The following is a 14,773-nucleotide window of genomic DNA, read 5'->3' as shown; positions in this document are numbered from 1 at the left end:
AGCCATCAATTTTTTATTTAGTCCTGCGTTACATCGGATTTAGCTATCTTATGGTCTAAATGTTCTCGTAAGCAGTTGAGCAAAGTGGCAGGTTGAATGGGCTTGGTCAAATAATCGTCCATCCCTGCATCACGACATTTTTTCTCATCGCCACTCATCGCATTGGCAGTGAGCGCAATGACCGTAATATTTTTATTCTCTTCCCCCGCCTGTCCATTTCTAATCGACTCAGTTGCAATATATCCGTCCATTTCTGGCATTTGGCAATCCATTAGCACGAGACAATATGGCGATGAATGTTGGCAATGCCTCAGCGTTGTTAGCGCTTCTCGGCCATTTGCCACAACGTCGACAAAGTCTATTCCTAGCTTTTTCAGCATACTGGTCGTCACAATTTGATTCACATGATTGTCTTCAGCCAAAAGAATACGAGGTTGTGGATCCCAAATAATATCTTCGCCAGACTCCGACTCTTTAAATGACTTCAGATAGTGAGAGGTAACAATTGGTTTGGCATTGGCTAACGCCTCGCCTCCTTCGCCTACTACAGACAATGCATTGTGTAAATCAGAGGTTGTGGCTGGTTTTGGAAAATACCCAGAGAAGCCCCGCTTGGCAAAAAATGCTGCATCCCCTTGATGACCCATGGATGTCATCATGATCAACTTGATGCTTTTTAGCCTCGGGTCCTTTTGCATTTCACTGCCAAGTTTAGCACCGTCCATTACTGGCATTTGCATATCCAGTAACGCGATATCAAATAGCTTTCTATCGGGGTCTTCCAATCGCGCTTCACATTGCGACAGTGCTTCAATCGCAGACGCAGCCTCAGTGACTTTTGCGCCCCACAGCTGTAGCTGCTCTCTGAGCACGGTGCGGTTAGTTTGGTTATCGTCAACAATTAAAAGTTCGAGTTTGCTGATGTCAAAATCTGGTAAGTGTTGGTTATTTTGCTCACCTATCTCTAACTCAATGTTAAAGTAGAACTCACTACCTCGGCCTTCATCACTGCGTACGCCAATACTGCCTCCCATCAGCTCGCAAAGCTTTTTAACTATCGACAAACCCAGCCCTGTGCCACCGTATTTACGGGTTGTTGACGAGTCGACCTGAGAAAAGGTTTCAAATAGTTTATGTTGCTTAGAAAGAGGAATACCTATCCCGGAGTCAATAATTGAGCAATCCAGTCTGAGTTTCTCTCCTGCTTTGGTAAGTTCAGCCCGAATAATAATTTCACCATCTTCAGTAAACTTAATGGCATTGCCAACAAGGTTAGATAGCACTTGTCTTAGTCGGCTCGGGTCACCCTTCACAACAGAGCTTTCGACTTTGACAATATCTAATACAAGCTCAATACCTTTGCGCTGTGCTTGCAAGGCAGCAGATTCAGAGAAGTCCCCAAATAACTCTCTTAAGTCAAAATCAAGTAGCTCTAACTCCATTTTCCCTGCATCAACTTTGGAGAAATCCAAAATATCATTAATGAGATTCAGCAAGGAGTTTGCACTGTTCATTGCCAACTGCGCCCTGTGTTTTTGTTCATCATCCAGTGGGCTATTTAACATTAAGTTAAGCATACCCAAGACCCCATTCATGGGAGTTCGGATCTCGTGACTCATGGACGCTAAAAAAGCACTTTTTGCTTCGCTGGCTTGCTCTGCTTCGACTTTGGCATCGGCTAAAGCTTTTTGTTGCCTGATTTGTTCAGTAATATCTTGCAATATACCAACATAGGCAATAAGCCGTTTGCGCTCATCAAGCACTGGGCCAATATGCATGTTATTCCAAAAGGTCTCGCCGTTTTTACGGTAGTTAAGAATTTTTTCTCGGTGTGGCTTTTGGCTTTGTATTGCTTCACGAATGGCTTTTAGAGCCGCTCGCGATGTTTGTTCACCTTGTAAGAATCGGCAATTTTTGCCAATCACACTATCGTCATACCCAGTAATTCGCTTGAATGCTGAGTTAATAAAGCTAAGGGGCATATCCTGTTTGTGGGCATCAGTGATTACGATACCCACATCACAAGACTCGATAGCATAAGCCAGGAGATCATTATGTTCTTTGGCTTGTTTAAGTGCCTCATGATACATTTTTTGGTCGGTAACATCCGTTAAAGACCCCGACATGCGAATGGCTTTGTTCTCATTGTTGCGAAGCGCTAAACCTTTTGAGCGATAGAATCGAAAGTCTCCACTCTCATTTCTCATTCTAAATTCAACGTCAAAACCAGAACCAGTATCAAGGTGCGCATTCAATGCACCAAAGGTATTTGACTTATCTTCAGGGTGAACATGCTTTTCAATGCTTTCAAATGTGTCTGGAAAGCCAACTAGATCATCGCCCTTATAGCCCAGTAATTCTCTAAATCTAGGCGAATAAAACATCCCGCCACGTTCAATATCCCAATCCCAAATGCCATCATTGCTGCCTTTAATGGCCAGTTTAAAGCGCTCTTCACTTTTTTCGGTAGCTTTTTGCGAGAGCTGTAACTGTTTGAATGGATTAAGTAAAAGTTGTCTACCAAAAAAGAATAACAATAAAAATGACAACAACAAGCTTATTACTACAGCTTTGGCAATCGCTGTAATAAACGTATTGACGTTGTTTTCAATAATTTGTTGATCAATATAAAACTTAATTGCAATGTCTGTATCTGCCAGCGTGCTCTCAAATAGTTTTAAATACTCTAGGCTTTCGTCTGCATTACTGTAATTTACCCACTGACCTGTTAAATCTACGGCGAGTTCGGTTTGCCCCATATCAATAGCAATTAACGATGTTAGGTCTGTTTTAAACTCAGAAATCAAAACACCTTCGGTGAAACCGTTGTATTCAATAGGTACGGCAATCACAAATACAAATTGTTCACCATCAAATTTTAATGCAACTGCTTGTCCGAGTTCACCAAGCAACAATTGGTCTAGCCAAGGTTCACTGGTGTAATTTTCACTATTGAGGGGAGAATTGGTAAAAACTTGCTCTGAAAGGATATTGTATAAATGCAAAGGCGCATGAGAGCCCAGCACCTTGTACTCTTTTAAAAAGTCAGATAACGACGCCCTCGAAATATCACTGCCCATTACCGCATTGGACAGCATCGGAATTTTCGCTAAGTCCTTGAGCAAAATAAGCCGTGTAGATATAAACTGTCCCAAATTACTTACTGCCAATCGAGCTTCTGTTTGGCGTGCTTGTAGTTGTAACTCCTTAACAGAACTATTTGCCCGCGTGCCAACCAAAGCCAAGCTAATTACAATGGATAACACTAAACTACAAAGCAAAAAGGCGTAAAATGCCTTGTCTGAAGACATGCTAAAAGCTTTTTTTAGCCACTCTCTCATGAATTGTTCACCAGTACTTTAGTACTTCCGTTTGACTGGAAATAAGCCATACATAGATCGTTAAGGCCCAGCGCTTCATGTGCATCAGGATTACTTGAACTCCACTTAGAAAAGGGTTGCTGATAAGTTTTAATAAGCCCAGAAATGGGGGTTTTTAAATTTTCAAGCGACTGTTTAAAAGCTTGGCGATCTTTATGCATATCGCCCGTTATTTTTATTTGTGCCAACGCCGCTAAGGAAACCTTTGCTAAATCATAGCCATGTATAAATCCAGTAGGCGCAAACAAAAAATCCCGTTCTGCAAACTCATTCGGGAACAGTACTTTTGCACGCTGCCATACGTCTTTGGCTGTGGGTGACATTGGCCTATGTTGAAAAGAAAAACAGCTTTGAATAAAGTGCAGGTCAATACCAGAGGCAAGATCAACTTTCGCCTTAGAGAAAAAGTCCCCCCCAGTTATGCCCCAGTGACTGATAATAGGCAGACGTTGATCATTAGGGTAATCAGCCATTGCACTCACAAGCTGCTTTCCTTCAATCGAATTTCCAACAAAAAGCAGACAATCACTGCCCTTGGATATCATTTCACGAATATGAATTTTCGCACTGTTGGCTTTCATTCCCCAATCAAACCAAGTGACATCAGGCTGAGCATTATTTAACGCCTCACCAATAGACTTGTAATTGGATTTACCCCATGGTGTTCTCTCTAATAACAAGTGAGGTTTTTTACACGCCCGCTTGGATGCGAACTCAACCAATTTAGGGCCTGCTTTCGTGTCGTCAACAGAGAGCCTGTATACCCAGTTTTCTCCTTGATCATACCTCGTAATTGGACCTCCGGCAGCCCAAGGCACTAAAAGAGGGATTTGGTTCTTGTTGATGAACTCTCGATGTTTAATATAAGGAGGAGAATGCAACCCACCCAGTACAAACAAACCAGATGGGTCTTTCAAAAAACGTTTAAAATGCAAAAAACTGCGATTACTATTGCCACGATGGTCCATGGATAAGAGTTTTAGTTCAAACCCCTGCGACTGCTTATTTACTTCACTCAGAGCCGTCAAAAAGCCCATTTTTATCGCAATTGCAGACGCCTTGTGCGTGCTGTAATCAGAATCATGATAAATGTGAAGCGTAGGTAAGTTTTTATCTTCTGCGAGCGCATATGCCGAAAAGCACAACCACAGCACGACCAAGCAATATTTAGCCATAAGTACCAATCGTTAATTTTGGATTTACTTAAATTTAGCCTATCTTGACAAACATTGCTTGGTAATTGCAATTCAATCAAAGTATTAAATGCCCACTAACTGCTCAACGGCTTGCCATGTTTGTGCACTGTTAATAATACGACCATGACCGTGGCCCGATGTAGTAGAAAGACTCGCATGTTCATGCAAACCAACCTGCTCTTGAGTATGGCCATAAGGCGCGTATTTATCATCTTTGTCATGTACAACAAGAAGCTGTCCCTGTTTTTCCATATGAAGCTCAGGTTGTAACTCTTTAAACGCCATACCATGTTCCGTTTCAACTTCATTTAACAGCTTTTCAAACAGTTGATTTGCAAGGCCCGTCGACAAGATCCTTTGTTGAAATGAATTGTAGAAATCAAAAGTCGGCGCAATCAGTACATGTCGCGCATCATGTGTCGCATTTAACGCGCCAATTGTCCCCATAGAGTGACTAACGATTCCTTTGACATTATGGTCGTCATACGCCGACATCACTGTTTTTAGACCCTTTATAAACAGGGGTAAATTTGCAAAACGGCCTTCACTTTTACCATGCCCATAGTGGTCAAAACCGACCACTTTATGGCCCTTTTCAACTAACTTTTGCATTAATGGGTAAAACTGAGTCACACTACCAGACCAACCATGAGTAAATATCACTGTTGGCCCCTTTCCTGCTTCAACGACATTGATTGCACCGTATTGCGAATCTAGTTTTCGTGTGCGCATAGACTCCGGAAGCGGTACTTGTTTACGGCTTGCAGATGGCGTTAACAATAGCTTTCGTGTGGCTTTCATACTGGTATTCGGTGCTACCTTTGCCATCAAAGATGACACTCCACGCGTTACTAGGTAGCTCATTGATTTTTTACTGTTGCTGTCTGAAAAATAAATTTTGCTACTCATTAGTTGTTAACTCCATATTTTTCTAAAAGTGAACTGAATCCGGTTTTAAAACGATTGCGTTTGTCATCTTCTAGGCTCAGCCAACGTAGGCTCTGACTGCCTAAGTAAAGTGAGTACAATTCAAAAACAAATTGTTGTGGACAGGTGTCAGACTTAAGCTCTCCATCTGCAACAGCCTGAGAAACAATATGCTGCAAGTAACTAAGCCAATTGCTGAGCGTAGATTCAATATGATCTCGAATTGCACCTGGTTGGTCGTCAAACTCAATAGATGCATTCATAAAAATGCATGTGACTGCATCAGGTTGATACCAATTCAGCCAATTTTGAGTAAGTTGATTTAACTTGGTAATACCGCGAGTTTCTTTATCACACGCCAACACAACATGCTCTCGAAATCGCTCAGCTGCGTATTCAAGTACATTTAATTGCAGTGTTTCTTTCGAATTAAAGTGGCCAAACAACCCCGACTTAGACATCCCCGTGGCGGTGGCAAGCACACCAATCGTCAAGTCGTTTAACCCTGTTTCGGAAGCAAGCTCCAGCCCTTTAGCTAAAATCTGCTGCTTAGTTTGTTTACCTTTGCCCATACCAACCACAAAAAAGAACGAACGTTCGGTTTATAATAGCGCGATACTTTTTGAGGTCAAGCTAATTGTGTGCAGTCATATCCGCTTAAGTAACTATTGGCCATGTGGCAAACCACCTATCCTTGCTGTTTTAACTAACATTGTTGTGTAATCTAGAGGCATAAAAAAAGAGCGCACTATGCGCTCTTTTACCTTGCTTAACACGCTAACTTCCGTTAGCTGCCAGATCCTGAGCCACCATTCATTTGGCTCTGAATATAATTCTGAATACCGATAAGATCTATTAAACCTAGATGTTGCTCTAACCAATAAATATGGTCCATTTCAGTGTCATCAAGCAACGTTTCTAATATTTCTCGAGTGACGTAATCCTGCTCTTCTTCACATACTGCAATCACTTTTTTGAGATGATCTTTTACTACAACCTCTGCAGCCAAGTCATTTTCAAGCATTTCTTTGACGTTACTGCCTACTTTTATTGGCGCACGAGATGCGGTGTCTGGCGTGCCTTCTAAAAACAAAATCCGCTCAGTAATGCGCTTTGCATGGTCAAGCTCTTCTTCATATTCATGAGACAGCTTGTCGTGCAACTTATCCATTCCCCAGTCTTCGTACATTTTGGAGTGTGCGAGGTACTGGTCCATTGAACTGAGTTCAAGCGTAAGTTGCTTGTTAAGTAAATCGATAACCTTTTGTACACCTTGCATAATTTAGTCCTCCATCTGCGATTGAAGATAGTTTTCAATGCCAGTGTTTTTGATTAAGAATTCTTGTGTTTCTAACCAATCCACATACTCTTCTTCATACTCTAGAATGTCTTCGAGAAGTTCTCTGCTTACGTAGTCTTGCTCTTTTTCACACAAGTCTATGGCTTCACGCAGAGCTGGCAATTGCTCATGCTCAAATGCAAGGTCACAGCTCATCATTTCTTCTGTGTGCTCACCAATGCGTAGCTTTTCGAGGTGTTGTAGATTAGGTAGGCCTTCTAGAAACAAGATCCGCTCAATTAAATCATCGGCTTGCTTCATATCCTTAATCGACTTCTTGTAGGCCTTTTCGTTCAACTCCTCTAACCCCCAATTTTTGTACATGCGTGCATGCAAAAAGTACTGGTTGATAGAAGTGAGTTCGAGTGTCAAAATTTTATTCAACGTGACAATTACTTGCTTGCTACCCTTCATAGGGCCCCCTAGTGGCAAATTCAGTTAGACGCTCTATAACACTAGTCCAAATGAAAGGCTTCGCAAGAATAAATAAAAATAACAAATTTGTTTATATATCCTTTTAAAATAAATAACTTATAAAAGAATTAAGAACAATTTTCATTGCCAATTACAGTTGAATTTCGGTCTCTATTACCACTTTAAATTGACTGTTGCGATTACCTATCTTCACTACTTAACTTTCTTGATGGTTTCAATACCTAAACGCTTAGCCAAACGTACTAAATTAGCACGGTCGATATCAAGAGAACGCGCCGCGGCAGCCCAGTTTAGATTTTCATTATTCAGCTTTTGTAAAATAAGCTGTTTTTGAAATTGCTCTGTTGCATCTTTTAAAGAGTTTAAGTCGGCATGGTTTGGCTGCGCAGGTTGACTTAAATTCGCACTCCTATCTTTTTCTGCGTATGTGATCTCACAGTGAGATGGCATTATTTTTATGATTTCTTTTTGCCAATCTGCATGCTTTGCTTTAAGCGCTGCTCGACTTAGTACATGCTCTAGCTCTCTCACATTCCCTGGCCAATCATGTGATTGTAATTGTGCGAGCAGTGAGCTATCTATCACCAATTGAGAAACGCCTAATTTTTTGCGCAGCTGCTCAACAAAATAACCTGCTAGAGGGACAATATCGGTTGCTCGCTCTCTAAGTGGCGGTACTTGCAACGGGAATACCCTTAACCTGTGGTATAAGTCAGCTCGAAAACGCCCTTCTTCCACCTCTTTTTGCAAGTCGCGATTTGTAGCTGCGACGATGCGCACATTAACATGATGGGGTTTATCACTCCCCACAGGCTGAATTTCTCCACTTTGCAATGCACGCAGTAGCTTACTTTGGATATGAAGTGGTAGTTCACCTATTTCATCCAAAAATAAGGTGCCTTGATCAGCCACTAAAAACTTACCTTCGCGATTGCTTTCCGCACCAGTAAACGCCCCTTTACGATGACCAAAAAATTCGCTTTCTGCGAGGTTTTCTGGCAGCGAGGCACAGTTAACTTGCACAAAAGGCGCATTGCAGCGACTTGAGTTACTGTGAACCTGTCTCGCGACGAGCTCTTTACCTGTGCCTGTTTCACCTTGGATCAACACGCTTAAATCTGAGTTTGCAACCAGATTAATATCTGACTTTAGACGTTCCATAGGCACTGACTCACCAATCATGGTGTGTGATTGATGACTTAGCTCATGCAACATAGCCAAACCGGATTGAGCGCGTTTTGCCAGTTTATGCGTATTAAACACCGCGCTGAAATGCGCACACACCGCAGATTGAATCATTGTCAGCAACGAGCGACTGTAGGCGTCAAATGCATTGGGCGTCAGACTGTCAAAAGTGACAACCCCTAGCAAGAGACCTTGTTCGTACAACGAAAAGCCCATGCAAGCATGCACCGGTAACTCACCATCCTCAGCCAGTAACATGCCATCATAGGGATCACTTAATGCACAATCAGAAGAAAAGACCACGGGTTGATCGGGCGATTTCGCGATACTTGCCAGCCTTGGGTGGTCGCAGAGCTTAAATCGTCGGCCCATAACTTCGGGGGCTAGTCCTGTAAAAGCCTGTGGGATCAGCACATCACCCTGTGCCTGTAAAACCACAATTGCATCTGCACTAATACATGTTTGCAATGCGTTTACAACTGCTTGGCTGTATAGGCTTATTTCTACTTCATTTGATTTAGGTAGCGCCATGGCCAAGTCATGGTTTAAAGCCAGTAGTTGAGATAGTCGCCTTTGATCCATGTCAAAATGACCCTTTAATGTTTAAATAACCCAATTTAAATTATGTCTATTTGACTCTAAATTACAACCAAAAAATCATAAGTTATTGTTTTTAAATAGCTAAAAAGTTGGCACAACTCCTGCCATTAATAAATCATCGTGTTTTTATAGTGAGTTACTTTTGATGCCTATCCAACGCCTTGATTTTTCAGTCACGTTTAACAAGCTTCTCACCCTTGCTAATTACTTTCTTGCTTTGAGCGTAATTGGTTTCGGATTAGCAATTATTGCAAGTTACCCACTCGCAAATGCACTCACTCTACCGGCACAAATCACCGCACACATAAGCAGCTTGGTCTTTGCCACCTTGCTCAAAATTAGTTATGTGATTCGCTGTCTGTGCCAATACAACTTAGGCATGGAGGTGCGTTAGATGTCATTGATACAGTTAGAACAACCACTTCCTAGCGTTCACCCTCTCAAGCCCTCAACTTGGCCTTTTTTAATGCTTGGGTTTAGACCTATGTTTTTACTCGCGGGTATTTGGGCTGTTTTGAGTATGCTTATTTGGACTCTCGTACTCAGCGGTTTAATGCCTTGGCATTTATCTATCGCCCCAACGCTTTGGCATGCTCACGAAATGTTATTTGGTTTTGCCAGCGCCGTTGCAATTGGTTTTTTACTTACTGCTTCTCAAAATTGGACTGGGATCCCTACGCTCAGTGGGAACTGGCTACTATTTTTGACTCTCGTGTGGTTTTGCGCTCGTTTGGTATTTTTATTCAATGATACATCACTGATATTTTTAGCGTTATTGCAAGCCACTTTTTGGTTACTCGCAATTTGTCACTTTGCCAATATTTTGCTCAAAGCAAAAAGTAAAAACAACTACCAGTTTGTCATCATCCTTTGCGCCATGGCCAGTTTCAACATCGTGTTTATATGGCTATTAGAGACGAATAGCTACGAACTTGTACAAGTGTTCTCTCACTTGGCAATTTTAGGTTTTACCTTGCTTATCAGCGTGATTGCTGGTCGAGTTGTGCCATTTTTTATCGCAAGAGGACTTAGCTTAGCTGAACAAGTAAAAACACCTAGGTTAGATAAACTACTGTTTTGGTCAGCCGTCGTCGGAATTAGTGGCTTTTTCTCTCATCATGTTTTGTCTAGCCAACTAAACCCCGGCTATGTATTAGTGTTTACAGCAATCTTACACCTTGTGCGCTGTGTATATTGGTTTACCTCTGGTGTATTTACGCGACCACTGCTTTGGTCGTTATTTATCGCTTATGTATTCATGGCACTGGGCTTACTTGGATTCGGTGGTTCGTATTTGAATTTCCCATGGTATGGCAAAGATGCATTACACCTTATCACAATTGGTGCTATGGGCCTGATGATACTATCGATCATGGCCCGAGTGTCTCTTGGTCATACTGCAAGGCCTTTGACCCCTCACCCATTAATGAGTATTGCATTTGGGCTTTGCGCACTTTCTGCTGTCACACGCAGTGTTTTACCAATTTTTATCAACCCCCATCACAGTTGGCTTGCCAGTGCACTCCTTTGGATTGCTGCATTTGTCATCTTTGTCGCTGTGTACACCCCTATTTTAATGAAAAAACGCCTTGATGGGCGTCGTGGTTAATTTGGAGAATTTCTATGCTATCAACACAAACAATAAAACTCGTTAAGGATACAATCCCTCTGCTTGCTAATGCAGGAACACAAGTGACTGACCACTTCTACAAACGCATGTTTAGCCACAACCCAGAGCTGCTAAACATTTTCAATGTCAGCAATCAAAAATCTGGAAAACAACAGTTTGCACTGTTTAGCGCATTAGCTGCTTATGCGACCCACATCGACAACCCTGCGGTGTTGTCAGAAGCAATCAACCGCATCAACCACAAACACGCCAGCTTGAATATTTTGCCTGAACACTATCCAATTGTTGGTACTCACCTTTTGGCAACTTTGGAAGAAATGTTCCCAAATGAATGTACCCCTGAAATCATCGCCGCTTGGGCCGAAGCATATGGTTTTCTTGCAGACTTATTTATTACGCAAGAAGAAGGTATTTATCAACAAAGTGAGCAAAAGTTAGGCGGTTGGCGCGGAAAACGCCGCTTTGCAATCTCCAAGATTGTGCAAGAATCAGAGGTGATCAAAAGCTTGTATTTAACCCCTGTAGATGGTCGCCAGGTAGCAACGTACTCTCCGGGTCAATACCTTGCAATTGAATGCCAAGTTGATGGGCAAGACAATCGCCAAATAAGACAGTACTCGCTGTCACAGAGTGCAAAATCAGATCATTACCGCATTTCAGTGAAAACCGATGGACTCATTTCTTCACACTTACATACTTTAGAGGTAGGAGACGAGGTTGACGCTTACCCACCAGCCGGAGACTTTGTGCTACAAACCAATCAAGCACCAAAAGTGCTGGTGAGCGCCGGTGTTGGCATTACGCCGATGATGGCTATGCTAGAGACGCTTGCTGAACAAGATACACAAGCACCTTGTTTATTTTTACATGCTTGTCGCAATCAAAATGAACGCGCATTTACACAGTCTATTGAGAACTTTAAAACACAGCTTCCGCAACTGCAGACGCATACTTGGATTGAAGCCGATGCCCAGCATGAGCACAGTGGGCTTATGCAATTAAATTCACTAAAACCACTACTGCCCATTGACGATGGCGAGTTTTACCTCTGCGGACCAAGCGGGTTTATGGCTTTTATAAAATCTCAGCTTATTGATCTGGGCGTGGATCAATCACGCATTTTATATGAAGTATTTGGCCCACACGAAAGCTTGTAAATTATAAATGAAAATAGACTCATTCAACTTGGTGAATGAGTCTATCTTTTACTCAATTTATTGCTTCAAAACTTCACACCTAGTCAAGTAATTGAATAGTAAAACTGTCGTAACGTGGACGACAATCAAACTTCGCATTTCGCTCACCACCAATTAGGTCGGCATCCCATTCAAGACCACATTCTTTATCATATGCAATGGCACTAATTTTGCTGGAATTTGCACTATTCGATAAGGTAAATGTCAGATAATCCCCACTTGTGCCTTCATCGAATTTAGCGTTTCGCTCGTTTGAAACCATATCTGCATCCCATTCAAATGCACCTTTCCCGCCTTGCGCGACGAGATAACCCGAAACTCGCTTAACACCACCCGACGATTCTACTTTATTCACTTTCAAAGTTAGAGGATCAGCGCGTCCTGCACAATCCCATTTTGCATTGCGTTCTCGATTGCGAAGCGTAGCGTCCCACTCCAGACCGCAAGTTTGACCATCTACCACTGTGGTAATAATCACTGAGTAGTCCTGCCCAGCTATGATATTTGACTCTGCGGTCAAATATTTTGTTGATACATTACCTAAAATGCGATTAATTTCGGTTCCCGCGCCACCGTTATAAAGCGTCCGTACCTCGTCTATTGATAATGCACGCCCCCACACAGCAAAGTCGTCTAGATCTGCTTTTAAGTTGTACTTGTATCGACCTGTGCCATCTTGTCCAATGTTCCAGTCAAGCGACGAGCTAATATCACCCACATCTTCGATACTGCCAGAGATAATATTTAGCTCACCAGTCGGGCTTCCTGCGTACAAAGTAGCGCTGCCATCACGGTCAAACGTTGCTACCAACAACCACCAACCGTTGAATGTATAATCTATCGGGTCGATGTCTTTGCGGTCGGCTGATGTTGACGCGATATTGATCCCTACATCATCCCCATTGCCTTCGTTCGCAAGCAACAACGTGCCTCTGTTACTGCCGCTATCCCAGTTTTTATTCCCAACTATCACAGGATCACCATGCTGATCTCCATTGACACGATACCAAGTCATTAGCGTAAAATCTCGAGCATGGGCAAAATCTAGCTCGGAGGGGTTACCTAGTGTTAAAAACTCCTTATCACCGTTTATGGCTACAAATCGACCAAATTTACCGCCAGAATTAACTTCAGGGCTACCACCACCCACGTGTGCATGAAGGTGGTTCCCAGATTTATCATGAAAGTCACCTTCAAATGGCAAGTATGTGATTAAATCCGTTTCGATGGCTTCTGGGGCTTTTTGTTGCACGCTGTTTCCTCGCACAACACCATCCATATTACTTGGTACAGATACGCCATGGTGTGCAAGTACTGTTGGTGCAGCATCATAATTTTTTGGAACACCTGTCAGGTAGCCTTGTTTGGCAGACTTAGAAACAACTAAAAACGGAATGGTGTAGTTGTCAGCCGCGTGGATCCCATGAGAAGAACCTCTTCCGCCATGATCTGACGTTACAACGATTTGCCAATTTTCATTGCCAAAATTAGGACGCGCTTTGATTGCTGCGAGAATACTGCCAATTTGCTTGTCTACATCAGCCACTTCATCTACGTAACCTGTGTCAGAAGCTGCAAAGCAACATGCATGACCTGCTGCATCCACATCGTCTAAAAATAGAAAAATAGAATCCGGAGTTGTACCACGGGGCCAGTCGTTAGACTGATAGGTTCCATTGATAATTGCCAACGTATTTGCCACATTGCCCGCGTCGTTTGAGTCTATTTTTAAATCTGCGTTGTTTGCAATTTGCATATCGGTTGACCAAGTCACCAAATATGCTGTATTGAGTTTGCTATTGTGCCTTTCAAGTAGAGATTGATAATGCGGGTATTGGTCGTACCGACCGGTGTGTACATCTGAGTTACCTGTAACACTACTTTTACTCGATGTAACTCCGGTCATGATACCTACATGATTAGGCCCGCTATTTGGTGCGGCATCTTTCATTGTTTGCGCGTAAAAGGCAAATGCGCCTTGGTAGCCTTCAGCCCATGTGCCTTGGATCAACTTGTCAAAGTTTGGGGTCACTGAATTTTCAATGCCATCTCCTCGCAAACCATCAACAGCGATTAATAGAGAGTGGTTACTCGCCATAGTCTGTGCCGAAGAGAGCATGGTTAACGCACCGGCAAAAAAATAACGTTGCGAAGGCTTAAGGCTCAAAGGCTTTTTAAGCCACGAAAAGTTCGATGTCATACATTGCTTCCTTTTATAAATTTAACTGGTCTAGTCCAGAATTTAAACAATGCATGTTGCAAAATGGTTATTTAACAATGACATCAATATGAAGGATTTAATAAGGTCAGAAAATATGACTTGAGTGCAAACCCGGTTGTCTGCGCTCAAGCCTAGAGGGGATTAAAATACCTTGGCATTTATTTGCTGTGGCGTAAGTACAAATTTCTGTTTGATACCTAGGCGTTTGAATTTAGCTGTTATAGCAAGCTTTTGCTCCCCATCTGAACCAAATAAGCTGCTATGAAACATCAGGTTTTGCCTATGATCTACATCTATAAACTTACCCATAACCACAATTTGGTCGATATGATCCCGGTTGCCATGATGGGCCACTTGTGGCGATACCATAATGCCCTGCAGTGGTTTTTTACGCTCATTTTGAGTCATCCATACCTTATCTAGAATAGCCAAAATAATCTGGTCTTTTTTTGCTTTAAACTCACTTACAGATAGCGAGCCGCTGTTGTCTATGTCAGCTTCAGCAAAGCTCAAAGCTGGCACCGAAATGACCATATAGTAGGCGCCAGAATCGTCAAAGTTTAATGTGCCATGTTCGGCAACCATTAAGTGGGCACTAGAGGCCGAACTAAACACCCAAATAGCGCCGATAACTACCCTTGCAATGATTTTTGAAATCATAACT

The 14,773-nt window shown here is 42.4% G+C and carries 11 protein-coding genes; 2 read left to right on the top strand and 9 right to left on the bottom strand.

Annotated elements, in window-relative coordinates:
- Positions 1–17: 17 nt before the first annotated feature.
- The 7 genes from N475_RS06550 to norR form a co-directional block, all read right to left on the bottom strand.
- The gene (locus tag N475_RS06550) at positions 18–3,341 is read right to left on the bottom strand and encodes a response regulator (RefSeq protein ID WP_063356489.1); all 3,324 of its coding nucleotides are present in this window, start codon (positions 3,339–3,341) and stop codon (positions 18–20) included.
- A complete protein-coding gene (locus N475_RS06545; protein WP_063356490.1) occupies positions 3,338–4,555 on the bottom strand; it encodes an ABC transporter substrate-binding protein in 1,218 nt (405 codons plus the stop codon). The genes N475_RS06550 and N475_RS06545 overlap by 4 nt, the downstream gene beginning before the upstream one ends.
- A gap of 84 nt (positions 4,556–4,639) precedes the next feature.
- Entirely contained in the window at positions 4,640–5,485 is an 846-nt protein-coding gene (locus N475_RS06540) for an alpha/beta fold hydrolase (protein WP_063356491.1), read from the bottom strand.
- On the bottom strand, positions 5,485–6,075 hold the full coding sequence (locus tag N475_RS06535; protein WP_063356492.1) for a TetR/AcrR family transcriptional regulator: 591 nt from the start codon (positions 6,073–6,075) through the stop codon (positions 5,485–5,487). Before N475_RS06535 ends, N475_RS06540 begins: the two co-directional genes overlap by 1 nt.
- 215 nt (positions 6,076–6,290) lie before the next feature.
- Entirely contained in the window at positions 6,291–6,782 is a 492-nt protein-coding gene (bfr, locus tag N475_RS06530; protein ID WP_063356493.1) for a bacterioferritin, read from the bottom strand.
- A 3-nt stretch (positions 6,783–6,785) separates the two neighbouring features.
- Positions 6,786–7,256, bottom strand: coding sequence for a bacterioferritin (bfr, locus tag N475_RS06525; protein WP_063356494.1), 471 nt, complete (start codon positions 7,254–7,256; stop codon positions 6,786–6,788).
- Between the two features lie 213 nt (positions 7,257–7,469).
- Positions 7,470–9,044 (bottom strand): nitric oxide reductase transcriptional regulator NorR, encoded by a 1,575-nt coding sequence (gene norR / locus N475_RS06520; RefSeq protein WP_063356495.1) that lies wholly within the window; start codon positions 9,042–9,044, stop codon positions 7,470–7,472.
- Positions 9,045–9,456: 412 nt separating this feature from the next.
- Between norR and N475_RS06510 the strand changes: the two genes are divergently transcribed.
- Positions 9,457–10,671, top strand: a complete 1,215-nt coding sequence (locus tag N475_RS06510) for an NnrS family protein (RefSeq protein ID WP_063364897.1) — start codon at positions 9,457–9,459, stop codon at positions 10,669–10,671.
- Between the two features lie 14 nt (positions 10,672–10,685).
- Positions 10,686–11,849, top strand: a complete 1,164-nt coding sequence (gene hmpA / locus N475_RS06505; protein WP_063364896.1) for an NO-inducible flavohemoprotein — start codon at positions 10,686–10,688, stop codon at positions 11,847–11,849.
- Positions 11,850–11,928: 79 nt separating this feature from the next.
- Here the strand turns inward: hmpA and N475_RS06500 are convergent, their stop codons facing one another.
- A complete protein-coding gene (locus tag N475_RS06500) occupies positions 11,929–14,088 on the bottom strand; it encodes an alkaline phosphatase family protein (protein ID WP_063364895.1) in 2,160 nt (719 codons plus the stop codon).
- Between the two features lie 162 nt (positions 14,089–14,250).
- Complete coding sequence (locus tag N475_RS06495) at positions 14,251–14,769, bottom strand: hypothetical protein (protein WP_063364894.1); 519 nt, start codon at positions 14,767–14,769, stop codon at positions 14,251–14,253.
- Between the last annotated feature and the right edge of the window lie 4 nt (positions 14,770–14,773).

This window comes from Pseudoalteromonas luteoviolacea DSM 6061 (genome assembly GCF_001625655.1).
GTDB classification, from domain to species: Bacteria; Pseudomonadota; Gammaproteobacteria; order Enterobacterales; family Alteromonadaceae; genus Pseudoalteromonas; species Pseudoalteromonas luteoviolacea.
Note: the sequence above shows the minus strand (reverse complement) of the source record. Positions and strands in the feature narration are given on the sequence as shown.

Coding starts and splice junctions, on each gene's coding strand:
- hmpA (WP_063364896.1), top strand. CDS start 10,686: ATGCTATCAACACAAACAATAAAACTCGTTAAGGATACAATCCCTCTG.
- N475_RS06545 (WP_063356490.1), bottom strand. CDS start 4,555: ATGGCTAAATATTGCTTGGTCGTGCTGTGGTTGTGCTTTTCGGCATAT.
- N475_RS06495 (WP_063364894.1), bottom strand. CDS start 14,769: ATGATTTCAAAAATCATTGCAAGGGTAGTTATCGGCGCTATTTGGGTG.
- N475_RS06550 (WP_063356489.1), bottom strand. CDS start 3,341: ATGAGAGAGTGGCTAAAAAAAGCTTTTAGCATGTCTTCAGACAAGGCA.
- N475_RS06510 (WP_063364897.1), top strand. CDS start 9,457: ATGTCATTGATACAGTTAGAACAACCACTTCCTAGCGTTCACCCTCTC.
- bfr (WP_063356493.1), bottom strand. CDS start 6,782: ATGCAAGGTGTACAAAAGGTTATCGATTTACTTAACAAGCAACTTACG.
- N475_RS06535 (WP_063356492.1), bottom strand. CDS start 6,075: ATGGGCAAAGGTAAACAAACTAAGCAGCAGATTTTAGCTAAAGGGCTG.
- bfr (WP_063356494.1), bottom strand. CDS start 7,256: ATGAAGGGTAGCAAGCAAGTAATTGTCACGTTGAATAAAATTTTGACA.
- N475_RS06540 (WP_063356491.1), bottom strand. CDS start 5,485: ATGAGTAGCAAAATTTATTTTTCAGACAGCAACAGTAAAAAATCAATG.
- N475_RS06500 (WP_063364895.1), bottom strand. CDS start 14,088: ATGACATCGAACTTTTCGTGGCTTAAAAAGCCTTTGAGCCTTAAGCCT.
- norR (WP_063356495.1), bottom strand. CDS start 9,044: ATGGATCAAAGGCGACTATCTCAACTACTGGCTTTAAACCATGACTTG.